Origin of the sequence: Rhodopila sp. (assembly GCF_965277825.1) — a bacterium.
Taxonomy (GTDB): Bacteria; Pseudomonadota; Alphaproteobacteria; order Acetobacterales; family Acetobacteraceae; genus Rhodopila.
In genome coordinates this window covers 1,343,031-1,366,304 of record NZ_OZ255846.1, presented here as the reverse complement: position 1 = coordinate 1,366,304, position 23,274 = coordinate 1,343,031, and the positions used below count along the sequence as shown (strand labels likewise).

Genomic DNA, 23,274 nt, shown 5'->3' with positions numbered 1-23,274 from the left:
GCCACTTTCAGCATGACTGTGCATGCCGAAAAATGGTCCAGCTCTTTGCTTGTTTGCATGATTTACGCGCCTTGAACGTTCCGCCGGCGCCGCGATCATGTCTTAGTCCGGATCGGCACGCGGCGCTGTCACCCTGAGCATCGTCCGATCGGGTTCTTTGAGCGATATCTGATCACTTCGGTCAGCTTCGATTTGCTTGCTCCAAGTCTTCTCTCGAGAAGAGGTCGGCGATCGAAGGGTGCTCGAAGCGTAGTCGTGCTTCCGCGTAACGGGCAATTCCGGGATTCTCTTCCACTGCGCGTCCAAACCACCACCGAGCCGCGTGGAGTTCGCCCCACAGTTCGTAGCAGTGGCCGATGCGTTCGGCGATACCCAGCGTCCAACGATGGATCACCATCCGCCATGAACAGATAAATGGCCACTGCGTCACTTGGCCCGTCGGCGGCGATCAGTTCCCTGGCGCGCCGCTCGAAGATGTTGAATTCATACCGGACCGGCATGTGCTGTGTTCCATAATCCTTGTGAATCAGCCTTTGGCTGGCGTTGGCTGTATAACTGGCTGGGTGACGGCGGGAGGCTGGTCGTCCGCTTCGAGAGCTTGTCCCATAATTAGACGTTTATGGAGCAAGATTCATGGTGCCGATCGGTTAAAATGCGAGTCTTCTAAGCCGAGTCGGCTACCGCGAGCGCGCCTGTTGCTGCTCGGTCAGGCGCGACAGGGCTTTGGCGATGGCGAACGAATGGCGGATCTGGGCCGCCTCGTTGAGGTGGTCCTGGGTGTCGAAAAACGCCGACCGCGGGTAGCGGCTATGGTTCGGCAGTTCCACGAAACTGGCGCCGTGGTCGCGGTAGATCGCGCGGATCGCCGCCAGGCTGTCGTCCGCGATCGGCGAGTCGGCGAAGCCAGTGGGCAGGCCGCCGATCGCGCGCACGCCGTTGCGGTCGGCCCAGTCGAGGAAGCCGGCGACCAGTTCGCTGCCGTAGCCGGCGCGGATCTCGGCGGCGGTCGGGTGAACCGGGGTGATCGCCGCCAGCGCGGTCCGGTTCAGCGCGGCCAGCGCGACGGTATGGCCGACGTGATCACCCCAGGCGTTGGTGCCGCCCTCGGCCGCGACACGCGGGTCATGGAAGCCGTCTTCGGTGAGCGCGGCTTCGATCAGGCTCATGATCACCCCGCGCAGGTCGCCGGTAAACAGCGCGGCGATCTGCCGGCGCGGCGGCAATGTCGCCAACGTGGCGCGGTCGTGACGCAGCATGATGCTGGCGTCCGGACCCAGATCGGTGGCGGCGCGCGGGCGAACGTACTGCGCCTCCTCGAGCGGCAGGTAGACCATGTCGCCGGGGTGCAGCAGCTTCTCCCACCGGGTGAAGAGATAATCCAGCCCGACGCCGACCGCGACACCGGCGTTGATGCAAGGGCGTCCGATGATCGGTCCGATGGTCTCGCAACGGTGGGAATATGGCCCGTTCGATCCGGCCAGGATGACCAGTTTGGGTTGCTGGACGGCCTCGCCCAGGGCGATGTTGGCCTCGATGCGGGCGCGCAGCGCGCCCAGCGTAAGCGGCCGGTCTAGCAGCCAGGTGAAGGCGCTGAAATAAAGCGCCAGCGAGGCGGCGCAGGCGAGCAGCAGGCGCCCCATCAGAATTGGAAATACAGGAACGGGGCGACATGGGGCGCGAAAAACAGCGCCTGCACCGACAAGGCGAAGCTGCTGGTCAGGCACCAATGGCGGGCGCGGCCGGTCATGCGGTGCAGGTTCGGCAGCGCCAGCACGATCAACCAGCCCAGCAGCAGGCAGGCGGAGAGTTCCGGGAAACTCAGGGTGCGGGCGTCGCCGAGGAATGGCATCACGCTGACCGGATCAGCCAATTTCGCCAGCGGCGGCAGCGCCGAGACGATCATCCGGGGCAGGGTAACGCCGTCGAGGCCCGCCATGCCGCGCAGCACCACCCAGGTGTCGTGCAGGGACCCGGCGCGAAACGGCACCCACGCGAGGATCACCACGAACAGCGTAACAGCCTGGCCGAGCATGGCGGGCAGCGGGCGGAACATCCGGCGGTACTGGGCGTGGGCGACAAGGTAGATCCCGTGCAGCCCGCCCCAGATGACGAAATTCCACGCCGCTCCGTGCCACAGGCCGCAGAGCAGCATGGTGGTCATCAGGTTGCCGCAGCGGCGCAACGCTCCGGCGCGGCTGCCGCCGAGCGGGATATACAGGTAATCGCGCAGGAAGCCGCCCAGGGTGATGTGCCAGCGGCGCCAGAAATCGGCGATGTTGCTGGCCTGGTAAGGACTGTCGAAGTTCAGCGGGAAGCGGATGTTTAGCATCCGGGCCAAGCCGATGGCCATATCGGAGTAACCCGAGAAATCGAAGTAGATCTGCAGCGCGTAGGACAGGGTGGCGTACCACGCCTCGAAGAATGTCAGCGTCGCGCCATGCGCCGCGGCGTTGAATCCGATATCGGCGAAACCGCCGAACATGTCGGCCAGCACCAGTTTCTTGCCCAGCCCCAACAGGAAGATCAGCAGGCCGTCGGCGATGTTGTCGATGCGGGGACGCCCCAGGCCGGGGGCGCCAAGTTGCGGAATGATCTCCGATGGCCGGACGATGGGGCCGGCGATCAGATGCGGGAAGAAAGTGACGAAGGCGCTGTAGTGCAGCAGGCCCGGTAGACTGTCGGCTCGATCCCGAGGCGGTCGGCTGGCTAGGGCGGCTAGACTAGGCCCGGCGGTATCCACCAGGAACATGATCTGCTGGAAGGTGAAGAAGCTGATCGCCAGCGGCAGGGTGATGTGAAGCGCCGGGGCGTCCGGAGCAACGATATGCAGCAGGAAGTCGGCGTATTTGAACCACCCAAGCAACGCCAGGTTCAGCGCGATGCCGGCGGTCAGCCAGGCGCGCGGCGCGGTGCCGTGCCGCAACTTCCACGCAATGGAATAATTCAGCGCCACCGACCCGGCCAGCAGCACCAGGTGTTCGGGGTTCCACCAGGCGTAGAAGAAGAGGCTGCACGCTACCAGCCAGTAGAGCGCCCAGCCCGTGCCGCGGAGACGGCCCAGAGCGAAGAAACCCGTCACGCAGACCGGCAGGAAACCAAGAATGAATGGGGTGGTGTGGAACATCATGGTGCGAGGTCGCTCAGATTCGAGCTAACCGGGGTAACCATTCGGCGTGGGCCGCAGGACGTCTATTTCTGATTGTTCCGACGCTGCAGGATTGTGGGATCTTGCTTGTGCATTTCGACGAGGTCAGTGAGGGTTTCGATCCCGAAGTCCGTGAATGCCATTACCCCATCGTCAGTGTCCCCGTAGACCCAGATGACGCCGTCTTCGGTGTCCATCTCGTCGGCGACATCATGGAGCCAGTCCACGCTCTCGCCGAGTTCCTTCGCGACGCGGTTGATCGTTTTGACGGAATGAACCTTGTTGACGTGCACGATCAGGCCGCCAGAGCTGGATCGAGAGATAATCGGGACGGCCAGTTCCACGGCAACAGTTCATCCAGTCGATGCACGGGATGGGCCGCGATGCGTGAGAGCACGTCCGCGAGCCACGCCTGTGGATCAACGCCATTCATTTTTGCTGTGACGATGAGACTGTACATCATCGCCGCACGCTGCCCGCCGCGATCGGACCCACAGAATAGCCACGCGCGTCTTCCGAGAGCCACACCACGCAGCCCGCGCTCGGCGGCATTATTCGAAAGGCACACGCGGCCATCTTCGAGGAACAGCCTGAAGGCAGCGGGTCGTTTGAGAATGTAATTGATCGCCTTGGCAAGATCATGCCCGCGGGACAGCCGATCCAGTTGCGCGCACAGGTAAAGCTCCAGTTCCTCGACCAGAGGCCGGCTTTTGTCCCGGCGAACCGCCAGTCGTTCGTTCGCGCTTGTCCCGTTGATCGATCGCTCGATCTCGAAGAGCGCGTCGATACGGCGCACAACCTCGATCGCGATTGGTGACAGCGGGATCTCCTTCTTGCCGGCCGCCTTGCGCCGGGCGTTCTCCTCGATATCAGCCATGGCAAAGAATGGGCGCCGGGCATGCACCCAACACGCCGCCTCCACGATGGGCCCGGCCGTTCGCCCTGGCTCATAAAGCTTTCTATATCCGTCATAGGCGTCCGCCTGGAGGATGCCGGCGTACCCGGCCACATGTGCCTGGGGGTGCTCGCCTTTCCGATCGCGCGAGTAATGCAATATCGCCGCTGGCGGCCCCGTTCCGCCAAAAGGTTTGTCATCGCGAAGATAAATCCAGCAACGCGCGATATCGGTTTTTCCGGAGGCCAGAACCGGAACCGTCGTATCGTCCGTGTGCAGACGCTCAGCCGCCATGACATGAGCCTCGATCAGGCGCCAGAGGGGATCGAGCACGCGGCAGACGGATCCTACGGCGTCGGCCATCGTCGACAGCGCGATCGGCACGCCTTCCAGGGCGTAACGTTCGGCCTGGCGGTTCAGTGGCTGGTGTTGCCCGAACTTCTCGAACATGATCATCGCGAGAAGGCTTGGGCCGGCCCACCCCCTGGGCACGACATGGAACGGCGCCGGCGCCTGCGTGATCTTCTCACAGTCACGGCAGGTGAATTTCTCGCGCACCGTCTCAATCACCTTCCATCGACGCGGCTGAGATTCCAGCGTGCACGTCACGTCCTCGCCGAGTTTGCGCAGACGGTTGCCACCACAACAGTCGCACGTCCTTGGCGGATCCATCACCACCCGCTCGCGCGGCAGGTGTTCGGGGAATGTGTTGCGCTCAGGGCGCTGACGCGTGAACCCGGTCACGCTGGTCGTTCTGGCGATCGCGGCTTCCGCGGCGAGTTCGTCTTCCGTGGCTTCGGCTTGCAGCTCTTCGAACACGAGCGCCAATTGGTCGATCAACCGCACCGAGCGTTCGGAACGTTGCCCATACAGTTGGCGTTCCAGCCTGGCGATCCGCAATTTCTGATGGGCGATCAGCGCCATGTCCTGTGAGGCTTTGGCACGCGCGATGGCCAGTTCTGCGGCGACTTCCAGGGCCTTCGCGCGCTCAATGATCAACACCGCTTTCAGCGCGTCAATGTCGTCCGGAAGACCGTCGCGAACTTCATCCATGGAGCTGAGAGAATCATAAGCCGCTCGATTTGCGATACCCCAAAATGCATGAGAGCGGATATTTTTTCGTTTCAGCCAGCGCTCGTCGGCCGCCATGTGAGTTGAGGATTTCTCCAATCAATCCCTTCAAGCATATAGGCCATCTGAGCGGGTGAAATTGCTACCGCGCCATCCGAGGCAGAAGGCCAGACGAACCTTCCACGATCGAGACGTTTGGCATAAAGCGAAAGTCCAACACCGTCATGCCAGAGAATCTTGGCAAGGTCCCCACGGCGTCCCCGAAAAATGAAAAGATCTCCGCCGTGCGGATCACGTCTGAGACCCTCTTGAATCTGTAAGGCCAATCCCCGCATGCCACGGCGCATGTCCGTGTGACCGGTCGCTATCCAGACCCGGCCAGCTGTTGGAACGGGAATCAAGATCGCAGCGCCGTCAACACACGACGCAAGGCAGCGAGGTTCACGTCACGACCAACACGCACCTGTCGTCCGTCGCCCATTTCAATTTCGATCAGGTCTGACCGTGTCTGCGAACGAGTGGACGACGATGTACGTTCCGGTTGGCTCGTCGACGACATCGGGTTCATCGGTGTCCCGAATACCCTTACCGGAACGAACGCCGGTGTCCCGCTCTCGCGTAAGGTCCCGTCGCGCTGCTGTCGGCGCCACGCGTAAAGGAGACTCTCACAAATACCGTTCCGCGCCGCCACCGCCCGCACCACCGCGTCGGGCTCAGTCGTCTCGGCCAGGATCCGAAGCTTCTCCTCGATGCCCCATCGACGCCGGCGTTCCCGCCCCGTGATGATCTCCACCACCCCATCCATCGCCCACCTTTACCACACAGTTAACCAGCGACTTAAGGAGGCAAGACCCTCAGAGCCAGGCGGCCGCCAGCGGAGGGATACTAACCGGGAAACCAACGTCCTGAAGAACCAGCGTCCATCCTTTGTCAGTGCCGGTTGTGTAGAGAGGCCGGCACTCTTCCCAACCACGGTCTCTTGCAGATGATTGCCACGTCGCTATCGCTGTCAGCAATGACAAACCGGCACCTATTTTAGCATGAAACCGCTTTACGATGGGCGGGCTACCAGGCCTCTCGTTAAACGGTTGCCCGAACAGTGTTGTTCTTGTACATAAGTCCTTCAGCTCTTCAGGTTTAGCTTCCAGCTCCTTCAGCTTTTTTTCTGAGGTCTTGTAGTCTCTCCGGGAGGCTGGAAAGCGTGTCCTTTACGATCTCTGAGTCATAGAGCATTGCGTAGAGCCACGGGTTATAGTGACGAAGCACGCGCTCGCCGAACTCCTTGCTGCTTTACTCCCAGCGCGTCTGCCAACTGGCCATATCGTTCCGGACTAATGCTTGTCCGTCCGAGTTCGATGGCCGAAATGTAAGTGTTACGCACGCCCAATTGGTCCCCCAATTCCAACTGCGTCATCCCCTTGGCTTCCCGGAGGTCGGAGATGTATCGCCCGATCTTGCGGCGTTCCTCGTGACCGATATCGCGGTTCGGAGCGTCTATGTCGTTTCCCTTGGCCCGGACCTGTCCGGCACGACCAAGGTATGGCTTGGTGATCACAGTCATTTTGCCTACTCTCGTCCGTGTCGCATTTCGCTGGTTAAGTCCCGGCCTTGCTGGGCGTTTCAAGGCCCGCTGTCGCTACGCTGGGTTAACCGAGAGCGTGTTCTACCGCGGAATCGAAAACGAAAGGTTAATAACGATCTGACAGCGTTGGCCGCGGTTCCCCGTTCCGCCGTTTGCTGCTAGCTGATCCCGGACATGAGCGACGCTCTTCCTCCCAACCCGGCGCTGCTGCCGGCTGGCCTGCGCGATCTGCTGCCGCCCGATGCCGAAACCGAGGCCTCGGCGGTCGAGGCGTTGATGACGGTGTTCGCCGCGCACGGCTATCAGCGGGTCAAGCCGCCGCTGCTGGAGTTCGAAGACAGCCTGTTCGCCGGGTCGGGCGTCGCGGTGGCGGATCAGACGTTTCGGCTGATGGACCCCGACAGCCATCGCATGATGGGGCTGCGGGCGGATACCACGCCGCAGGTCGGACGCATCGCCACCACCAGGCTCGCCGCCGCGCCGCGGCCGCTAAGGCTGTCCTACGCCGGGCAATGCCTGCGGGTGCGCGGCTATCAGCTTGCACCGGAGCGGCAGATGGCGCAGGCCGGGGTGGAACTCATTGGGCACGACAGCCCGCAGGCCGACGCCGAAACGGTGCTGGTCGCTGCAGAGGCGCTGGCGGCGGTGGGGCTGACCCGGGTCAGCTTCGACCTGACTTTGCCGATGCTGGTGCCCTCGTTACTGGACGATGCCGGGCTGGCCGGCGCCGACCGCGTGGCCCTGTCCAAGGCACTGGACCGCAAGGACGCCGCGGCGGTGACGCGCCACGGCGGCCGGCTCGCCCCGGTGCTGACCGATCTGCTGCTGGCGGCCGGACCGGCCGACCGCGCGCTGGCCGCGCTGGCCGACGCCAAACTGGCGAACCTCGCGGGAAACCTGGCGGAGCGGGCGGCGGAAACGGTCGCGGCGATCCGGGCGGGCGCGCCGACGCTCCGCCTGACGGTCGATCCGGTGGAGTTTCGCGGCTTCCGCTACGAGACCGGCGTGTCGGTGACGGTCTACGCCCCGGGACGCCATGAAGAGCTCGGCCGCGGCGGACGCTATGTCTGCGGTGACGCCGAACCGGCCACCGGCCTAACGCTGTATCCCGATGCGATCCTGCGTGTGGCCCCCTCGCGTCAGGCGCGGCCTCGGGTGTTCGTGCCATTCGGAGCCGATCGCCGGGTCCTGGCCGCTCTGCGCGGCGATGGGTTCGCCACCGTTGCGTCGCTGGCGCCGGTTGCCGATGATACCGCCGAGGCGACCCGGCTGGGTTGCTCCCACATCCTGCGAGCCGGAATGGCCGCGCTGCTGCACTCCAAGGGCTGAGCACAATGGCCAATGTCGCCGTGATCGGCGCCCAATGGGGCGACGAGGGCAAGGGAAAGGTGGTCGACTGGCTGGCCAGCCGAGCCGACGTGGTGGTGCGGTTCCAGGGCGGCCACAACGCCGGACATACGCTGGTCGTCGGCAATGAGACCTACAAGCTGTCGCTCCTGCCGTCGGGGCTGGTGCGCGGCAAGCTGGGCATCATCGGCAATGGCGTCGTGGTCGACCCCGACGCCCTGCTGGGCGAGATCGCCCGGGTGCGGGCACAAGGCCTGACCGTCACGCCGGACACGCTGCGCATCGCCGAGAACGCGGTGCTGATCCTGCCGCTGCATCCCGCGATCGACAAGGCGCGTGAGGAAGCTCGCGGCGGCCGCAAGATCGGCACCACCGGACGCGGCATCGGCCCGGCCTACGAGGACAAGGTCGCCCGCCGCGCCATCCGGATCGCCGACCTGGCCGAACCCGATACGCTGTCGGCCAAGCTGGACGAGCTGCTGTTGCACTACAACGCCCTGCTGCAAGGCCTGGGTGTCGCGCCGTTCGCCAAGGACACACTGATGGACGCGCTGCTGAAGCTAGCGCCACAAATCCTGCCGTTCGCCGAACCGGTGTGGGAGCGGCTAGACGAGCTGCGCCGCGGCGGCAAGCGCATCCTGTTCGAGGGCGCCCAGGCGGTCATGCTGGATGTCGATCACGGCACCTACCCGTTCGTCACCTCGTCAAACACCGTCGCCGCGACGGCGGCATCCGGCAGCGGCGTCGGTCCCGGGTCTGTGGGCTTCGTGCTGGGGATCGCCAAGGCGTATTCGACCCGGGTTGGTTCGGGGCCATTCCCGACCGAGTTGCGCGACGATATCGGCCAACTGCTGGGTGACCGCGGCCAAGAATTCGGCGTGGTGACCGGCCGGCGCCGGCGCTGCGGCTGGTTCGATGCGGCGCTGGTGCGCCAGGCGATCAAGGTCGGCGGCATCCAGGGCCTCGCGCTGACCAAGCTGGATGTGCTCGACGGGCTGGAGGAGTTGAAGATCTGCACCGGCTACCGGGTCAACGGCCAGTATTCACGCCGCCTGCCGGCCGCGCCCGGCGCCCAGGCGGCGGCGGTTCCGGAATACGAGACCATGGCGGGGTGGTCCGGCTCCTCCCGCGGCGCGCGATCCTGGGCCGACCTGCCGGCCCAGGCGGTCAAATACGTGCGTCGGATCGAGGAACTGGTCGAAGCCCCCGTCACCTTGCTGTCCACCAGTCCGGAGCGTGACGATACGATCATGGTGAAGGACCCGTTCGAGGGATAGCATCGCCCCGCGCTGTCCATCCGCAACCCGACCTGGTGGGCATGCGGCGTTAACGGTTGGTCAACCTTTCGCCCGCTAAGCTGCGGCGGCCCGACCAAAATGGTTCGTCCGCATGGCTGATGGTTCTCTCGTCGCAGTTCCCAATACTTTGATCGGCGGACGCTTCGCCGTCGATACCTCCCAGGTTCTGCCGGATGCCGGCGGCGGCCTGACGGCCTATCTGGCCCGCGACCGTTCGGCAGGCGACGCTCGGCGGGTCGCTTTGGCGGTTTCCCGGGATGCCTCACCGCGTGCCCGCCATCTTAAAGCTCTGGACCAGCCGATCGACTACCTGATGGCCCCGCTCGGCCATGGTGTCGCGCCGAACCTCGGCGGTAAGGGCGAAGGCTACTTCATCATCTGCACCCCTCCGCCCGGGGCGCCGGTGTCGGCGGCCTTGAATACCTGGCCCGAAAAGGCACTGATCGACCTGGTGCTGCGGCCGATCGCCGGAGTGCTGGATATCCTGCACACCCGCAGGCTGACGCATCGGGCGATTCGCCCGAACAACGTGTTCCAGGCCGCGCCCGGCCAGCCGGTGACCTTGGGCGCGGCGTGGGGGGCGCCCCCGGCCATGCATCAGCCGGCGGTGTTCGAATCGCCATACAGCGCGATGTGCCCCCCGGCCTGCCGTGGCGACGGTTCAATCGGGGATGATGTCTACGCCCTGGGTGTGCTGTTGCTGACCTTGTCGGGAGGCAAAATCCCGATGGCGAACATGGACGACGCAACGCGGGTTCGCTGGAAGCTGGATCTGGGCAGCTTCGCCGCCCTCACCCGGGATTTCTCGCTGTCCGGAATGCTTCCCGATCTGCTGCGCCTGATGCTCGCCGAGGATCCGGAGCACCGGCCCCTGCCGAACCAGTTGATGGATCTGGCGACCACGCGTGGCCGGAGGGTCGCCGCGCGTCCGGCTCGGCGCAGCCAGAATTCGCTGATGCTGCAGGACATCGCGGTCTACGACGCCCACACGCTGGCTTACGGGCTGTTCCGCGACGAGAAGAAGGCCATTCAGTTCCTGCGCAACGGGTTGGTCACCCAGTGGCTGCGCCGCGGCCTGGGCGATGCCGGTTCGGCGACCCAGATCGAGGAGCTGGTTCGCGGCCGCGTCGCTGAAACAAAATCTGGGCCCTGCAGCGACTCGTTCCTGGTGTTGCACACCATCGACGCGCTCAATTTCCGCATGCCGCTGTGCTGGCGCGGTATCGCGATGTGGCCCGATGCATTGCCGGCCATGCTGGCCGATGGGATCGCATCGAAGGCGGATCTGCTGGCCGCGGTCGAGGAGTTGATTACCGCCGACGTGTTCGCATCCTGGAGCCAGGACGATGCCCGATCCGGCCGTCCCGACCCGCCCGACCTAGCGTCGCAGCGGCAGATTTTGCACGCCGGCGGCGCGGCCGGATTGCTGCGCCTGTTCTATACGCTGAATCCGCAATTGCCGTGCCGGTCGCCGAGGATGTCCACGGCATGGGTCGCGACCATGCCGGATCTCATGCGATTTTTCGAAAATGCCGGCGAACGCGATGAAGACAGCCTGGTCGATCTGCACATCTCGGCCTTCATCGCTGCCCGGGCGGATCGAAAGATCGAGGTTCAGGTCAACGCCTTGGCGAGCGCCAAGGATGCGGAGTCGTTCCGCCGCGCCGAACTGGCTCTGCTGCAAGAGATGCAGGTGCGTTACCACCCCGCGCCGATGCCCACGCTGGCCAAGTGGGTGGCGGTTCGGCTGCAGCCCGACCTGAGGCGCTGGCGCAACAAGCCTCGTCGCGAAGCGATGCAGGCGCGGCTGGACCTGCTGACCCAGGCGGGATCTTTGGCGCGGCTGCTTGAGCTGGTCGAGGACCGAGCCTCCTGGGTGCTGGATAGCGCCGGGGCGCAACTGGCGGTGAACGAGGTCGCCGGTATCGACGCCGAGGTGGCCGCGATCGACCATCAGGATCAGGCGCGGTTTGCCGACGCCGAGCGGTTTGGCCGGGCGATTGCCGGTGGCATCGGATTGTCGGCGTTCATCCTGATGATGATGTCGGTTCTGCTGTGATCAGCAGCGGATCGAAGCTCGGCCGCGGCATGAGCGGTCTGCTCGTGCTGTTGCTCGGGCTGGCCGCGGGCGCGCTGATCGCGCTGTCGCCGGATATCGCGCTGCCCGCGACGCTGCTGCTGCTGCCAGGGTTGCTGGCTTTGGTGCTGGACCGGACGCCGGGTTGTGGCGTCGCCCGAGCCATCTTGTTGTTCCAGGCCGCGGCATGCGTGCGCCCGTTGGTGAATTCGTGGTATCGATGCGCCGGGATCGATGGCTGCATGGGCTATCTGGCGGACTGGCACACCATCTTGCGTTCCTGGCTGGCGGCCGCCGCAGCCTGGCTAGTGACCCAAATCCTGCCGCTGGGACTTAAAGCCGCGGACGATTATCGGCTTCGATCCCGGCGTTCCACCTTGCTTGCAAAGCGCCAGGCGCTGGTTGCCGAATGGGGACTGGAGGAAGACGAAAGCCGTTAGCTTCACCGGCTTCCGTAATCAGCTCCCGATAATCCGGGTTTGGCGCGGTTAGCGCCACTGATGCTGCGCGAGATAGCCGGGCCATTTGCCTGGCCATCACCGTGGGGTGGCAGGTCAGGACGGTTCCGACGCCAGAGCGCCGACCCGGTTGCTGGAATTCAGGCGACGTTCGGCGATCTGCGCCTTCATCGCCTTTTGCAGCTTCTCGAACGCCCGAACTTCGATCTGACGCACCCGCTCGCGTGAGATGTTGTATTGCTGCGAGAGGTCTTCCAGCGTGGTCGGGTTATCCTTCAAGCGCCGCTCGATCAGGATGTGGCGTTCCCGCTCGTTCAGTGATTTCAACGCACCGGTCAGCAACGCCTTGCGGCCAGTCAACTCCTCGCGGTCGGCGATCGAACTTTCCTGAGTTTCCGACTCGTCGACCAACCAATCCTGCCACTCGCCTTCGCTGTCCTGGCGCACTGGCGCATTCAGGCTGTGATCGGGTGCGGCGAGCCGGCGGTTCATGCTGACCACGTCCTGTTCCGGGACGTCCAGCACGCGGGCAATCTTGGCGACCTGTTCGGGCTGCAAATCACCGTCGTCGATCGCCTGCATCTGGCCCTTCAGCCGACGCAGATTGAAGAACAGCTTCTTCTGCGCGGCGGTGGTGCCCATCTTAACCAGCGACCACGAATGCAGGATGTACTCCTGGATCGCCGCCCTGATCCACCACATGGCGTAGGTGGCGAGACGGAAGCCGCGATCGGGATCGAAGCGTTTCACCGCCTGCATCATCCCGACATTGCCTTCGCTGATCAGCTCACCGACCGGCAGGCCGTAGCCGCGATAACCCATGGCGATCTTTGCCACGAGCCGAAGATGGGAGGTGACAAGCTTGTGTGCCGCCTCCATATCCTCACTATCCCGCCAGCGGTGGGCGAGCGAGAGTTCTTCCTCCGGGGTCAGCATTGGGAACTTGCGGATCTCCTGGAGATACCGCGACAGATTGCCCTCTGGGGCAACATTGAGGACGGCAGAGGCCACGGTTCAAGGCTCCTTTCGTCAAGCCGGATGTTTGCCCAAAGCTGGCGCAAGATCACAGCATGAATGTGACCGAAGTCACTTGGGATGCAGGGGAGGGATTACACGTCCCGGAGACACGCCCCAATCGGCAGCGGCGTTCCGAACGTTCCCGACCAATGCGGTCATCCCGCCGCGTTGACAAAATTGGGTATACAGGACCGAATTAGTCCTGTCAAGGTTAAGCTCCTGTTACCGGCCGCTTAATTGCGCCTCGATATCGTTCACAAGAGCCCGCAAATCGGCCGGCAAGGCGGCTTCGAACAGCATTGCGCGGCCGGATCGCGGGTGCGTGAAGCCCAGGGTGGTGGCGTGCAATGCCTGCCGGGGGAAGTCCAGTAGCCGGCCAAGAAGCGGCTGTGCCACGCTCCTGGCGGCGGCCGGTAGGCGGCGCAGATACAAGGGATCGCCAACCAAGGGGTGCCCCTTGCTGGCAAAATGCACGCGTATTTGATGGGTCCGTCCGGTCGCCAGCCGGCATTCCAGCAGCGCCAGGCTGGCCTGCCAGGCCCGCGTCGTCCGGTAGTGGGTCAGCGCGAACTTGCCGCCATGATCGGTCACCGCCATCCGTTTGCGGTCACGTTTGTCGCGGCCGATCGCGCCCTCGATCTGCCCGCTTGGCGGCCGCGGCAGCCCCCAGACCAGGGCGATGTAGCTGCGCTGGAGGTCGCGCCTGGCGAACGCCGCGGTCAGCGTGTCGCTGGCGAGCTGGGTCTTGGCCACCACCATCACGCCCGAGGTGTCCTTGTCCAACCGGTGCACGATGCCGGGACGGCGTTCCGCGCCGATCCCGGTCAGGCCGGACCCGCAATGGGCGAGCAGTGCGTTGACCAGGGTTCCATCGAGGTTGCCCGGCGCCGGATGGACCACCAGCCCAGCGGGTTTGTCGAGCACGATCAGATCGGCGTCCTCGTAGAGGATCGGGAACGGGATCGATTGCGGCGCCGGCGTCGCCGAAACCGCCGCCGGCAGGTCGAGGATATAGGTGCCCCCGGCGCGCACCGGTTCGGCCGGCTGGGTGATCAAGCCGGCTTCATTGCACAGCCGCCCACCATCGATCAGCGTCTTGACCCGGGAACGCGAGATCGTGCCCAGCGTCTCGGCGAGGAAACGGTCGACCCGCTGACCAGCCTGCTCGGGCTTGGCGGTGATGCGGATCGGTCCGGGCACCGTTTGTTCCGCAAGCGGCGGAGGCTCGCTGTTGGCTGCCATGTCGAAGTGCGATAACCCGGATCGGCGTCGAATGGGAGACCGCATGCGGGCGTTGAAGATCGCGACCATCGTCATGGGCGTGCTGATCGTGGCCGGGACGCTGACGCTGCTGATCGCGGTTTTCCGCCGGGTATCGGCGCCGACCGCGCCCGTTGCGGCATTGTCGGCCTCGGTCGCGGCGGTGCTGGATGAACCGACGGGAACCCACATTGCCGGGATCGCCGCGGTGCGAGACCGGCTGGCGGTGCAACTGGCGGGCGGTGGGGTGGACCGGGTGGTGCTGATCGATCCGGCGACCGGGGCGGTGGCGGGGCGGATTTCGCTGGCGCGGTAACCCTTGAGGTCGCGGGGGTTCCGGGCTAGACACCTGACCCGGCCGATGTCCCGTTCGTCTAGAGGCCCAGGACAGTGCCCTCTCACGGCACCAACAGGGGTTCGAATCCCCTACGGGACGCCAACGCAACAAAGCCCAGTCTTATCAGTGACTTAGCCGGTGGATAACTTCGCCCTTCCACCAAGGTTTTCCACCAAGGTTTTGGCGGACGCTGCCCCGGTCGGGTCGCGTCTTCTTGATCCCCGTCAAGTGTCAGCCGGCGCGCTGCGACCCCCGACCGCCGGAGCCTTGGCTTGCGGGCAGTCACTACGCGCCGGATGATCTTGACCGCGACCGCTGGCTTCTCCGGCTCCTGAGCGACCACCGGCACCACCAGCATCTCTGGCGGGACAACGGTCACGGCAGCCGGGCCGCCGCTCGGCTTTGCCCGCTGGACCAGAACGTCGTCCTGTCCATCCTGATCCACCGGCTCCCACCCGAGGAAGCGGATGTCGCCACGGATCAGCGGGTGCGGATCGCTGTAGTCGATCCATCCCCGCCAGCGACCGGTGTAATAGCCAACGAAGTCGCCGCCGTCGCGGAGCCATAGCCGCACCCGCCGACCGTCGCGCGGCGCCGTGGTCATTGGCCGGAGATCGTTGGGAGCCGCGGCTTAGGTTTCCCCGTTCGGCGCTTCCTGATGCCCTGGTGCTCCTTGCTCCTGTCCCGGCCGGTAGCTGGGCGGTTCGGGCCATCATGCGCGGGGTCGATGCGGTCCTTCAACATGCAGCCGTAACCCTCAGGCACAAAAAACCTGAGCCGAAAATTCCGGCTAGACGGTCTAGATTTCACTGGACAATTATCAAACGCGAGCGTAGTTATAACACTCGTTGTAACTATCATTTCGCATACGCGCGATGGTGGGGCGTTTCAAATGGCTTAGTTGTTGAAAGGATTACCAGAATGACCCTGAAGACTTCGATCGTTGTGGAGTTGAGCGACCGCGAAGCGGCGTTCGTGACCAATCTGGCTCATGGCGTCCTGCCGACGGCCGCAGCGATCCAAGCTGGCTACGCCGGCCCGACCGCGCGGGCGCTTCTCCACAAGGCTCACATCGAGGGGCTGATCCGCCACGCGTATGCGAACCTGGGTCGGACGATCGCCCGGATTGAGAAAGAAAACGCCGAAGCGACTGCGGAAGCGGAAGCGGCATAGGCGCGGCCATGAAGACGCCTGACCCCAATTCCGAGACCGCCCGCCAAGCGTTCGTCGATGCCTACGTCGCGAGCGGTTCGCCAGTGTCGGCTGCGATCACCGCCGGCTGGCCCGAGCGGATGGCAGTCAGCATCGGTCTGGAGATGATCTCCACGCCGGAGGTCCAGGGCGCCATCGTAAGGGCGATGCCTGATGGCGACGCCAAGCTGGCGTTCGCTGCCAAGTGGATGCTGGACCTGGACGGCAACCCCGTCGAACCGGTCACGCTGGCCACTCGCATCCAAGCCGCCCGCGAACGCCTCGTTGCCGAAGCCTTGGAGCGGGAGCAAGCCGAGCAACCGATCCTGATTACGATTGTCCGTTCGACGCGGCCGGAGCGCGGGCGCCCGCCCAAGAAGAAAGCGGTGGCACCATGAGCACGCTTGAACGTCGCCGGAGCCAAGCGCCGGAACCTGTGGTCCGGATCAATGGCGTTATCGTCACTGCGGCCGTCCGCGAAGCCGCCGCCGTGGCAAACCCGACCCTGCGTTGTTCGCGCATCATCGTCCACCGGCCGCAGCCAACGGCAGCACGTCAGCGCCGAAAAGCTGAACTGGTGGCGCCATGAACGCCCGACAACTCGACACGGGGGAACAAGCCTTTGTGGTGGCCTTCGCTGGGACCCGCAGGTTCGACGTCGCGGTAAAGGCAGCGAAGTTTCCGCCGGCCGAAGCACTCGACGCGGGCTGCCGGTTGCTCGGAAGGATCGAGGTTCGGCAAGCCATCCTGGCGCAGATGCCGGAGTGCCGCGACCGCGACGACCTTGCGGCCAACTGGGATTTGGAACTCGACGGCAAGTGCATCCCCAAGGCGACGCTCCAAGCGCGCGCGCAAGTGGATCGTGAAGCCCTGGTCAAGAAGATGGCCGAACACCCGCTCGGCCGGCGCCCCCGTCCACCACACCGCAGCAAGTATGAGGTTTGAGATGACCATGGACCCGCAGATGACCGCGGCAGCAACGCTGTTCCCAGACCTACCGATCAACACCGATGCGGCCCGCGCCATACCGGCAGCGAAGCCCGCGCCGGCCGCACCCGCACCAGTCGCCCAGCCGGCACCAGTGGCCAAGGTCGATGAGCAGACGCTCGACGCCAAGGCTGATGCAATGGACCGGGCTTTTGGTCTGGGTAAATACGCACCTGGACCGGATGGCAAAACGGCCGCGGATCGTGAGGCAGAGGCCGCCGCCGGCGCCAAGGCTGCTGAAGCTTCCCCCGCCGATTGGATCGATCACAGTCACCCAGATGCGGCAGCCGTCGCACCCGTCATCGCGGACCTGAAGCTCAATCAGGATCAGACGGCCAAGCTGGAGACGCTGCACCAGCAGATGAACGCCGCGGCGATCGATCGCCAATCGGCCGCATGGGCTGCCGAAGCTCAGACGATGTTCGCCAAGGATCGGACGATGCTGGCGGACGCGCAATCGGCGATCCGCACCTACGGTTCGGCTGAACTCAAAGCCGTGTTGAACAGCACCGGGCTAGGCAACAACGCGACCGTCATCCGTGCTTTCGCCAACGCCTGGCGCAGCAATCCCATGAACTACGGCACCCGCCGCTACTGAGGAGAATACCAATGCACAGCACAGCCGAATTGCGAAAAGAGATAGCCGAACTCCGGGCAGAGATTGAGGCCCTGAAACAAGCCTCCGCACCCAACCCCGAATTGGCCGCGGCCGCCGCTGCTGAAGAAGCCGGAACACTCGAACGGCGCCGTCATGCTGAAGCTGAAGCGGCTGGCCGGCGCAAGCACGACATCTGGATGGCGGCACACCGGAAGGCGACAGCAGCCAAGGAAGCCGCAGCGATAGCAGCCCTCTACCTCGATGCCGAGGGCAATGCGCTCCCGCCGGGGCAATACCGCGATCCGTCTGGTTTCATCCGCGAGATCAGCAGCGGCAAGCGCATCGAGACCGTCGAGCGCGCCAAGGCAGAGACCGAGCAGGTCATGCGGCAGCAAGCCGTCGAACACCGATCCTACCTCAAGCGCATCGGCCTACCGGTTCGCGAGACCACCACCCTACCAACCCCAACCTCAACAGGAGACCTACCATGATAATCGACAGTTCGCTTCAGATCGCGGCCGGCATTTCGGTCGTTTCTGGCACAGGCACAACCCTGATCGGCTCACAGATCGACACCTGGGGCGACGTTGGCTTCGACATTCCAAGGCTCTCTTTGGTAATCGTGGCGAACTCGCCGATCATCACCGGTGGATCAGCCGGCACGTTGCAGTTCGCCCTGGCCTCAGACACCTCGGCCGCGATTAGCACCACGACCAGCCAAGTGCTGATGTATACGCCTCAGTTCGTGACGGGTTCGACCCCGATCCCCGCTGGCGCGATCCTTTTCGTTTGCCGGTTGCCTCTGTCTGTGGGCGTGCTCCCAGTCGCCCGACGCTTCATTGGCCTGCTTCAGATCACCGGCACTGCGGCCGTCACCGGCGGTGGGATCAATTCGTTCCTCACCGAGGACGCGGGCCGGTGGGCAGCCAATGCCCAGGCCGCGAACTAAACCTCAACTCAAGCAGAAGGAACCCCGAACGTGTCTTCACCAGTCCAAACCGCTGCCGCTGCCCTCGACGCCGCGACTGCCAGCTATATCGCAGCATTGAACACTTACATCGGCGCGTGTTCGGCAGCCAATGCGACCTACCGGCAAAGCAATCCCAAGGTGTCGAACGCGCGGTTCGACGGTGCGCCTCAACAAGCTCTCGCGTTGCTGCTGTCCGACGGTGTGACCGCTGGCATGTTGTCGCAGGCTCCGATCGACCCGCCGGCTCCGACGCTCGCCAGTCAGCACACGGCCGATTGACCATGACCGCGGACACGCTCGAAACGCTGGCCCGGCAGATCAAGGCTCGGCTATCCAAGGCCCGCGATTTCGAGACCAGCGGCGGGCTTCAGCTTGCCGAAGCGCGGCGACGCGTAGAGGCGGGAGAAGCAGGGGCGGTTACTTGGTCGCAATGGTGCGCCGAGGTTGGCCTCGCGGACGATCTTACCTTGTCGCCCGTGCAGGTTGCTGCGGCTCGGCTTGATGCTGCTATATCCGAGGTTCACGCCGCCATCTCTTCCTACCTCGGAGCCTGTGCCCAGGCTCGCAGCGAACACTATGGCCGAACGGGCAGGGGATCTGCCCATCTGGACAGCGCTGGGCGATCGGGCGAAGGGCTTGCTTCTCTCCGACAACCTTTTGGCCGGCCTGTGTGGCGTTTCTCCAACAGCCGGTGTGGTGCCGTCCTTGGCTACGGCGCATCGCAACGACTGAGATGCACGACGGTGCGGTAGCTATTTCCGTGCGCTGATGGCGATGGCGTCGGGAAATGATACGCTGAAAATCTTTAGGGCTGAAAAACCGGCGCTCAACACGAACGTCCACATATCGGCGCCAAACTCGGTATGGACAAGATAATCGTCGCCGGTTTCACTCGGCCAGCCGTGCCAGCTTTTCGCCAACCCGGCGCGGGTCCGGGTCAGCCGCCCGACGATCGTCGGAACCGTGAAGCATAGCGAACCTCCAGGACGCAGCACCCGACGGCATTCTTCCAGCGCGCGGATCGGGTGTTCCACGTGTTCGAGCGTGTCGGAGTGGACGGCGACATCGAAGCTGTCGTCCGGGTAGGATATCTTGTGCATGTCAATAGCGGGATGTTCCGCAAGGGTGTGATGCGGCATCTGCTTCAAGATCGGACCAAGCGTCCCCGCCTCATTGATCTCAAGCAGGTCAAAACCTGCGGCATCCGACGCGACGAAATCCCGCAACAACAAGGTGGTCGCGAAGGCGTCGCGAAGCGCATCGGCCAGCACGATTGAGCGCAAATTGGCACTGCATCCCGTGCAAGCCTTTCCCTGTTGGCGATCCACGTAAGCACGCTCATTCGGAGACAGTTGCCACGCCGCAGCGAGATCATCCCAAATCACGGGATTGACCACAAACTCACTGCCGCCGCAGACCGAGCATCTCATCGCGCCAGCCTATCAGCGGCTCTTCGTCGAGGGTAGTAACCCGCTTCCGTTATCCGCTGCCTGGGGGTGGCGTGAGGTTCAGGTGACTAAGCGCTACTGCATCACGCGAGCTTCCGGTGGAACGTCTTGAAGTGCCAGACGCGGACGGACTTGCGCGCCGCCTTCACTTCAGCGGGGTATCCTGCCCCGGCCGGCCAGAGCGCCAGAAAGCCGTCCAGCCCCATCGGCTCCGACGCGAACACTTCGGCCAGCACCTCGGGCGACGATAGCCGATCCGCCGCGATCGTGGCCTTGCCGTTCGTCATGTCGCCGCTGGGCAACAGCGCCCAGGCTGCCGGTGCCGGTGGTCCGGTGGGCTTCTTCTGCTTCTGGTTTACCATGGTCGCCGCGACCTTCTGACAGGGCGCTGACGGGTTCAAAGCGACGGCGGGCGCTGGAGGTCCGGCGCACTGTGTCGCGGCCTCAGCGGCGTCTAATTCGGCGGCGGTGACGTTGACACGGTGGAGGGCGCACGCCACCCGGAATGCCGCCATGAAGTCGGACGAATTGCCGTGGCTTCGCGCAAGACGCCGGGGCCAAGACAGGACACCGGGCCGATCCTTCATGCCCAGGGCGCCGGCGCTGACCGAGGTTCCAGGCGCGCGCAAGCCATCGCTGGTCACGACCCACACGCCGGACTGGAACCAGATGGGGTTGGATGGCTCGCTGGTGTCAGCGCGCGGCGAAACACGGCAGGCAACGGGAAGTGCGGTCATTGGACCGCTCCCGTGCCGGGGTGGTTGGGGCGTGGCAGCTTGCGACGGCAACATTTCTTCACCTCGCCTCGGGCGCGGCGGGGGCCGACGGGGTTGTGGAAGCTCGAAGGGTCGCCGCCCTTCGTCCAGTCCGCCACGTAGGGGTGCAAAGCCTTGTCGCGGCGGAACGCACGAACTAGGCGCTTCCGGACGGTATCATCGCGAACCTTGGTGTATTTCTCTCGCTCTTTGTCCTGCTCCAGATCCGGCATGGTTGCCGCCATGACCGCCTCGGCCAACTCGGTTGCCGCCATGTCCAGACCCACCCGGTTGTCGAGGATGCGTTTGGCTTCGGCAACCCAGACCCCGACTTCAGCGCCGGACTGTTGGGCAGCATCATCCTGGGGATCAGCACCGGATGCAGCATTGAACGGTGTGGACGTGAGAAGCACGGGAACCGGCGTGGTCCCGACGCCGGGAACGTCCGGGTATTCATACGTCACCTCGAAGGAGTGACCATCATTGCCGGTCTTGACCTTCTCAAAGAATACCTTCGTCTTGCCCGCGCGCACCTTGCCGGAGACGTGGACAACATAATCAGCGCCCTGTTCCCAATCGCTGGAACCCTTCGTGCTGGTGCTGCCGCCGCCTTTGGCGGTATGGGCGGCAGTGACTGTGGATATCCTCATGCCCGTGAGAATTTCGAGCGTCTCGTAATACTCTCCGACGTGCTCATCGTCGGACACGCTGCCGCGCAGGTTTTTGCGCGCGGTGTCAATAATCACCACGTCGGGATACCCGCCAAACCTCTCTTTGAAACCTTCGAGCCACGCCAGCAACTCGGCTCTGCCGCCGGGGGTGTTGATCGGGAGGGAGCCTTTGTGGATACCGAAGCCGGCGTTCATGATTTCCGAAATATCGCGGCCGTGAAGCAGGCAGTTCGCGGCAAAGTCGTGGATCGTGCGATTGGCGCCTTCGCCGGCTAGGATCGCAACCCGCGCCGGCCGCACCGGGAAGCCCATGCACTCCGGCGCCCCGCTGACCATGCAGAAGGCTGCGGTGCTGAGGAGGGCGCTCTTGCCGGTCCCTTGCGGACCAGACACGACAGTCATTGTGCCGACGCCGATGAACCCTGGGATGATCTCAGGGGGGCGCTCGTATAGCTTGGAAAGCATGTCACTGCCAAAGAGCCACTTGCTCTTGTTCACAGAGGTTTCTGGCAACGGTATCAGGAACCGATCATCAGTCAGGGCGCTGATCGGTAGGTGCCCCTGCTCGATCAGTTGCTTGAGATAGCCGAGGTTGTCGTGGTCGGACCCGGCGCACCCGTGGTGGCATTTGAAGCCAAAGTCCTGGCTGGAGCAGGCATCCCACATCACGGTGGACGTGTCGCCGTCATAGTGTTCGATTGTGTGCGCGCCCTCGTTCGGGCATCGGCAGGGCACCAGCGGGCTGCGCCCATCTTTGGACGGCTTCGACTTGCCGAGGATCATCTCCGGGCAGTGGTGTTGCACGGCTTGCGGCAGCAGAAACCGCTTAGGGTGCTTGGCCTTCCAAATCGTGAGGTTCACCACCTCACCGTCGGGAGCGGTGGCTTCGACGTGAGGCTGCCTTTGGAATTGCTCGGCAGTGATCCGAGTTGAACTTGGCGCGGCGGCTGCGGCCGGTTGTGGTGGGGAGGCGTCTTTTGGCGGCTCGGCTCCGACGATCGGAGCCAGCGCGGCAAGTAGCGCGGTGATTTGTGCCTCGGAGACTAAGGGCAGCGCCGCGAGCGGTGTCACGTCAGGACCGCCGTTAGGCCATTCCAGATTGACGCCCGTGTAATGCTTCCCATAGGCCACGAACTGATTACCGAGGCCAAGCACTTCCACCTTGCCGTGAGTGCCAGTGATCGAACGCTTGGCTGGCTGGCCTTCCGCCGCGCGGTAGATCAACATGCATCGCCCCGAGTTGGAGCGGGTGCGGACTATCGTTTTGCCGATCGTCGCCTCGACGATCCTCCGAGCCTCGGCAGCGCGCGCCGTGTCGTCGATGTCGATGTCGATGGGGCGCGGCCCTTCAGCGAGGATGCCCGTGTTGCCGTGGCGCAGGTTGGCCAGTGCGGTAGCAGCTTCAGGCGGGTTCTGCCGAGCGCGGCCGGTCCAATCGTTGCCGACAGGGCGCTTGCCCGATTTATCGTCGCCAGTGACGGGGTTGTAGACCGCGACCGAGCGGAACCCGTTTGACCAAATGTTCGCGCGAAGTTGGGTGATGCCGAGAGCGTCGGCTGGCTTAGATGGAGCCGCGTCGTTACTCCGTCGCCACCTCGGCGAAGCAGGATCAGGAGCGGGCATAGGTATGGCTTCGGAATTCATTGTAAGTCTCCATAGATTGATAAGCATTTCTCGAAACAAACGGCTGAGGGAGCTATCCGTCAGGCGCATCCCCGGTATGCCATAAAATGGATTGACATTGCAAGAACAGTATTAAAACACTGAAGTGTCGATCTTTTGCGGTCTGCATCTATATGAGTATCAGCCGCCGGTATGGGCGGGCCGTCTGCGCTTAAGATACTGTTCTATAAGCAGAAAATTTATTTGCATATTCTCGATCGAAGGGCTATTATCATCTCCGCCGGCGTCGCTAACCGGGTGTAAGTCTCCAATGTCATTTCTAAAACACGCTTCGCCCCGGCAGCAATGCTGGGGCGTTGTCGTTTCTGGGGTCTGATGATCTCGGCTCCGCGGATCAGCCGGGCCGCGAGCGTCGGTCGCTGACCTTAGCCACCTCCACCGCGAACCCGAGCCCGCACCTTGCCGGAGCAACCGCAGGCCGTCCTGAGCCCCGCCTGATCGTCGGCATTACCCGCAGCCACATGACCGCGAAATCGAGCACCTC

General features: G+C 64.0%; 24 protein-coding genes and 1 tRNA gene. 13 read left to right on the top strand and 12 right to left on the bottom strand.

Features of this window, described 5'->3' with window-relative positions; genetic code table 11:
• Window positions 1-677 precede the first annotated feature (677 nt).
• The 7 genes from ACQY4T_RS06955 to ACQY4T_RS06925 all read right to left on the bottom strand — a co-directional run bounded on the left by ACQY4T_RS06955 (window position 678) and on the right by ACQY4T_RS06925 (window position 6,672).
• Window positions 678-1,640, bottom strand: coding sequence for a hypothetical protein (locus ACQY4T_RS06955; RefSeq protein WP_428539264.1), 963 nt, complete (start codon window positions 1,638-1,640; stop codon window positions 678-680).
• A complete protein-coding gene (locus tag ACQY4T_RS06950) occupies window positions 1,640-3,127 on the bottom strand; it encodes an MBOAT family O-acyltransferase (RefSeq protein WP_428539261.1) in 1,488 nt (495 codons plus the stop codon). Before ACQY4T_RS06950 ends, ACQY4T_RS06955 begins: the two co-directional genes overlap by 1 nt.
• A gap of 62 nt (window positions 3,128-3,189) precedes the next feature.
• A complete protein-coding gene (locus ACQY4T_RS06945; RefSeq protein ID WP_428531902.1) occupies window positions 3,190-3,489 on the bottom strand; it encodes a hypothetical protein in 300 nt (99 codons plus the stop codon).
• A complete protein-coding gene (gene tnpC / locus ACQY4T_RS06940; protein WP_428542708.1) occupies window positions 3,441-5,093 on the bottom strand; it encodes an IS66 family transposase in 1,653 nt (550 codons plus the stop codon). The genes ACQY4T_RS06945 and tnpC overlap by 49 nt, the downstream gene beginning before the upstream one ends.
• Before the next feature lie 71 nt (window positions 5,094-5,164).
• Window positions 5,165-5,512: an IS66 family insertion sequence element accessory protein TnpB gene (tnpB, locus tag ACQY4T_RS06935; protein ID WP_428531905.1), complete on the bottom strand. Its 348-nt coding sequence runs from the start codon at window positions 5,510-5,512 to the stop codon at window positions 5,165-5,167.
• A complete protein-coding gene (gene tnpA, locus ACQY4T_RS06930; protein WP_428531908.1) occupies window positions 5,509-5,904 on the bottom strand; it encodes an IS66-like element accessory protein TnpA in 396 nt (131 codons plus the stop codon). The genes tnpB and tnpA overlap by 4 nt, the downstream gene beginning before the upstream one ends.
• A gap of 456 nt (window positions 5,905-6,360) precedes the next feature.
• Window positions 6,361-6,672: a helix-turn-helix domain-containing protein gene (locus tag ACQY4T_RS06925; RefSeq protein ID WP_428539258.1), complete on the bottom strand. Its 312-nt coding sequence runs from the start codon at window positions 6,670-6,672 to the stop codon at window positions 6,361-6,363.
• A gap of 195 nt (window positions 6,673-6,867) precedes the next feature.
• On the opposite strand from ACQY4T_RS06925, the gene ACQY4T_RS06920 reads away from it, so the two are divergent.
• From ACQY4T_RS06920 to ACQY4T_RS06905, 4 genes are all read left to right on the top strand, one after another.
• A complete protein-coding gene (locus ACQY4T_RS06920) occupies window positions 6,868-8,022 on the top strand; it encodes an ATP phosphoribosyltransferase regulatory subunit (RefSeq protein WP_428539255.1) in 1,155 nt (384 codons plus the stop codon).
• A 5-nt stretch (window positions 8,023-8,027) separates the two neighbouring features.
• Window positions 8,028-9,317 (top strand): adenylosuccinate synthase, encoded by a 1,290-nt coding sequence (locus ACQY4T_RS06915; RefSeq protein WP_428539252.1) that lies wholly within the window; start codon window positions 8,028-8,030, stop codon window positions 9,315-9,317.
• Window positions 9,318-9,429: 112 nt separating this feature from the next.
• Window positions 9,430-11,397 (top strand): hypothetical protein, encoded by a 1,968-nt coding sequence (locus ACQY4T_RS06910; protein WP_428539249.1) that lies wholly within the window; start codon window positions 9,430-9,432, stop codon window positions 11,395-11,397.
• Window positions 11,398-11,426: 29 nt separating this feature from the next.
• Entirely contained in the window at window positions 11,427-11,855 is a 429-nt protein-coding gene (locus ACQY4T_RS06905; RefSeq protein ID WP_428539246.1) for a hypothetical protein, read from the top strand.
• A 114-nt stretch (window positions 11,856-11,969) separates the two neighbouring features.
• On the opposite strand, the gene rpoH is transcribed toward ACQY4T_RS06905, so the two are convergent.
• The gene (gene rpoH, locus ACQY4T_RS06900) at window positions 11,970-12,884 is read right to left on the bottom strand and encodes an RNA polymerase sigma factor RpoH (RefSeq protein ID WP_428539243.1); all 915 of its coding nucleotides are present in this window, start codon (window positions 12,882-12,884) and stop codon (window positions 11,970-11,972) included.
• Window positions 12,885-13,112: 228 nt separating this feature from the next.
• Window positions 13,113-14,132: an RluA family pseudouridine synthase gene (locus ACQY4T_RS06895; RefSeq protein ID WP_428539240.1), complete on the bottom strand. Its 1,020-nt coding sequence runs from the start codon at window positions 14,130-14,132 to the stop codon at window positions 13,113-13,115.
• 31 nt (window positions 14,133-14,163) lie between these two features.
• Between ACQY4T_RS06895 and ACQY4T_RS06890 the strand changes: the two genes are divergently transcribed.
• The 9 genes from ACQY4T_RS06890 to ACQY4T_RS06850 all read left to right on the top strand — a co-directional run bounded on the left by ACQY4T_RS06890 (window position 14,164) and on the right by ACQY4T_RS06850 (window position 18,512).
• A complete protein-coding gene (locus ACQY4T_RS06890) occupies window positions 14,164-14,466 on the top strand; it encodes a hypothetical protein (protein WP_428539237.1) in 303 nt (100 codons plus the stop codon).
• Window positions 14,467-14,513: 47 nt separating this feature from the next.
• Window positions 14,514-14,589: transfer RNA gene (locus tag ACQY4T_RS06885), tRNA-Glu, on the top strand.
• Between the two features lie 819 nt (window positions 14,590-15,408).
• Window positions 15,409-15,660, top strand: a complete 252-nt coding sequence (locus ACQY4T_RS06880) for a hypothetical protein (protein ID WP_428539234.1) — start codon at window positions 15,409-15,411, stop codon at window positions 15,658-15,660.
• 8 nt (window positions 15,661-15,668) lie between these two features.
• Window positions 15,669-16,076, top strand: coding sequence for a hypothetical protein (locus ACQY4T_RS06875; protein ID WP_428539231.1), 408 nt, complete (start codon window positions 15,669-15,671; stop codon window positions 16,074-16,076).
• Between the two features lie 187 nt (window positions 16,077-16,263).
• The gene (locus ACQY4T_RS06870; RefSeq protein WP_428539228.1) at window positions 16,264-16,623 is read left to right on the top strand and encodes a hypothetical protein; all 360 of its coding nucleotides are present in this window, start codon (window positions 16,264-16,266) and stop codon (window positions 16,621-16,623) included.
• Window position 16,624: 1 nt separating this feature from the next.
• The gene (locus tag ACQY4T_RS06865) at window positions 16,625-17,263 is read left to right on the top strand and encodes a hypothetical protein (protein ID WP_428539225.1); all 639 of its coding nucleotides are present in this window, start codon (window positions 16,625-16,627) and stop codon (window positions 17,261-17,263) included.
• Window positions 17,264-17,274: 11 nt separating this feature from the next.
• Window positions 17,275-17,754 carry a hypothetical protein gene (locus ACQY4T_RS06860; RefSeq protein ID WP_428539222.1) on the top strand — a complete coding sequence of 160 codons (480 nt, stop codon included), beginning with the start codon at window positions 17,275-17,277 and terminating at the stop codon, window positions 17,752-17,754.
• The gene (locus tag ACQY4T_RS06855) at window positions 17,751-18,212 is read left to right on the top strand and encodes a hypothetical protein (RefSeq protein ID WP_428539219.1); all 462 of its coding nucleotides are present in this window, start codon (window positions 17,751-17,753) and stop codon (window positions 18,210-18,212) included. The genes ACQY4T_RS06860 and ACQY4T_RS06855 overlap by 4 nt, the downstream gene beginning before the upstream one ends.
• 96 nt (window positions 18,213-18,308) lie before the next feature.
• Complete coding sequence (locus tag ACQY4T_RS06850; RefSeq protein ID WP_428539216.1) at window positions 18,309-18,512, top strand: hypothetical protein; 204 nt, start codon at window positions 18,309-18,311, stop codon at window positions 18,510-18,512.
• Between the two features lie 473 nt (window positions 18,513-18,985).
• On the opposite strand, the gene ACQY4T_RS06845 is transcribed toward ACQY4T_RS06850, so the two are convergent.
• The 3 genes from ACQY4T_RS06845 to ACQY4T_RS06835 all read right to left on the bottom strand — a co-directional run bounded on the left by ACQY4T_RS06845 (window position 18,986) and on the right by ACQY4T_RS06835 (window position 22,751).
• Window positions 18,986-19,663, bottom strand: a complete 678-nt coding sequence (locus ACQY4T_RS06845; RefSeq protein ID WP_428539213.1) for a class I SAM-dependent methyltransferase — start codon at window positions 19,661-19,663, stop codon at window positions 18,986-18,988.
• 101 nt (window positions 19,664-19,764) lie between these two features.
• Window positions 19,765-20,418 (bottom strand): hypothetical protein, encoded by a 654-nt coding sequence (locus ACQY4T_RS06840; protein ID WP_428539211.1) that lies wholly within the window; start codon window positions 20,416-20,418, stop codon window positions 19,765-19,767.
• Window positions 20,415-22,751 carry an AAA family ATPase gene (locus tag ACQY4T_RS06835; RefSeq protein ID WP_428539209.1) on the bottom strand — a complete coding sequence of 779 codons (2,337 nt, stop codon included), beginning with the start codon at window positions 22,749-22,751 and terminating at the stop codon, window positions 20,415-20,417. The genes ACQY4T_RS06840 and ACQY4T_RS06835 overlap by 4 nt, the downstream gene beginning before the upstream one ends.
• Between the last annotated feature and the right edge of the window lie 523 nt (window positions 22,752-23,274).

What these genes read in the sequence shown, in the direction of transcription:
- ACQY4T_RS06955 (WP_428539264.1), bottom strand. Translation starts at nt 1,640, where the DNA reads ATGGGGCGCCTGCTGCTCGCCTGCGCCGCCTCGCTGGCGCTTTATTTC.
- ACQY4T_RS06950 (WP_428539261.1), bottom strand. Translation starts at nt 3,127, where the DNA reads ATGATGTTCCACACCACCCCATTCATTCTTGGTTTCCTGCCGGTCTGC.
- tnpC (WP_428542708.1), bottom strand. Translation starts at nt 5,093, where the DNA reads ATGGATGAAGTTCGCGACGGTCTTCCGGACGACATTGACGCGCTGAAA.
- ACQY4T_RS06925 (WP_428539258.1), bottom strand. Translation starts at nt 6,672, where the DNA reads ATGACTGTGATCACCAAGCCATACCTTGGTCGTGCCGGACAGGTCCGG.
- ACQY4T_RS06920 (WP_428539255.1), top strand. Translation starts at nt 6,868, where the DNA reads ATGAGCGACGCTCTTCCTCCCAACCCGGCGCTGCTGCCGGCTGGCCTG.
- ACQY4T_RS06915 (WP_428539252.1), top strand. Translation starts at nt 8,028, where the DNA reads ATGGCCAATGTCGCCGTGATCGGCGCCCAATGGGGCGACGAGGGCAAG.
- ACQY4T_RS06910 (WP_428539249.1), top strand. Translation starts at nt 9,430, where the DNA reads ATGGCTGATGGTTCTCTCGTCGCAGTTCCCAATACTTTGATCGGCGGA.
- ACQY4T_RS06905 (WP_428539246.1), top strand. Translation starts at nt 11,427, where the DNA reads ATGAGCGGTCTGCTCGTGCTGTTGCTCGGGCTGGCCGCGGGCGCGCTG.
- ACQY4T_RS06895 (WP_428539240.1), bottom strand. Translation starts at nt 14,132, where the DNA reads ATGGCAGCCAACAGCGAGCCTCCGCCGCTTGCGGAACAAACGGTGCCC.
- ACQY4T_RS06890 (WP_428539237.1), top strand. Translation starts at nt 14,164, where the DNA reads ATGGGAGACCGCATGCGGGCGTTGAAGATCGCGACCATCGTCATGGGC.
- ACQY4T_RS06880 (WP_428539234.1), top strand. Translation starts at nt 15,409, where the DNA reads ATGACCCTGAAGACTTCGATCGTTGTGGAGTTGAGCGACCGCGAAGCG.
- ACQY4T_RS06875 (WP_428539231.1), top strand. Translation starts at nt 15,669, where the DNA reads ATGAAGACGCCTGACCCCAATTCCGAGACCGCCCGCCAAGCGTTCGTC.
- ACQY4T_RS06870 (WP_428539228.1), top strand. Translation starts at nt 16,264, where the DNA reads ATGAACGCCCGACAACTCGACACGGGGGAACAAGCCTTTGTGGTGGCC.
- ACQY4T_RS06865 (WP_428539225.1), top strand. Translation starts at nt 16,625, where the DNA reads ATGACCATGGACCCGCAGATGACCGCGGCAGCAACGCTGTTCCCAGAC.
- ACQY4T_RS06860 (WP_428539222.1), top strand. Translation starts at nt 17,275, where the DNA reads ATGCACAGCACAGCCGAATTGCGAAAAGAGATAGCCGAACTCCGGGCA.
- ACQY4T_RS06855 (WP_428539219.1), top strand. Translation starts at nt 17,751, where the DNA reads ATGATAATCGACAGTTCGCTTCAGATCGCGGCCGGCATTTCGGTCGTT.
- ACQY4T_RS06845 (WP_428539213.1), bottom strand. Translation starts at nt 19,663, where the DNA reads ATGAGATGCTCGGTCTGCGGCGGCAGTGAGTTTGTGGTCAATCCCGTG.
- ACQY4T_RS06840 (WP_428539211.1), bottom strand. Translation starts at nt 20,418, where the DNA reads ATGACCGCACTTCCCGTTGCCTGCCGTGTTTCGCCGCGCGCTGACACC.
- ACQY4T_RS06835 (WP_428539209.1), bottom strand. Translation starts at nt 22,751, where the DNA reads ATGAATTCCGAAGCCATACCTATGCCCGCTCCTGATCCTGCTTCGCCG.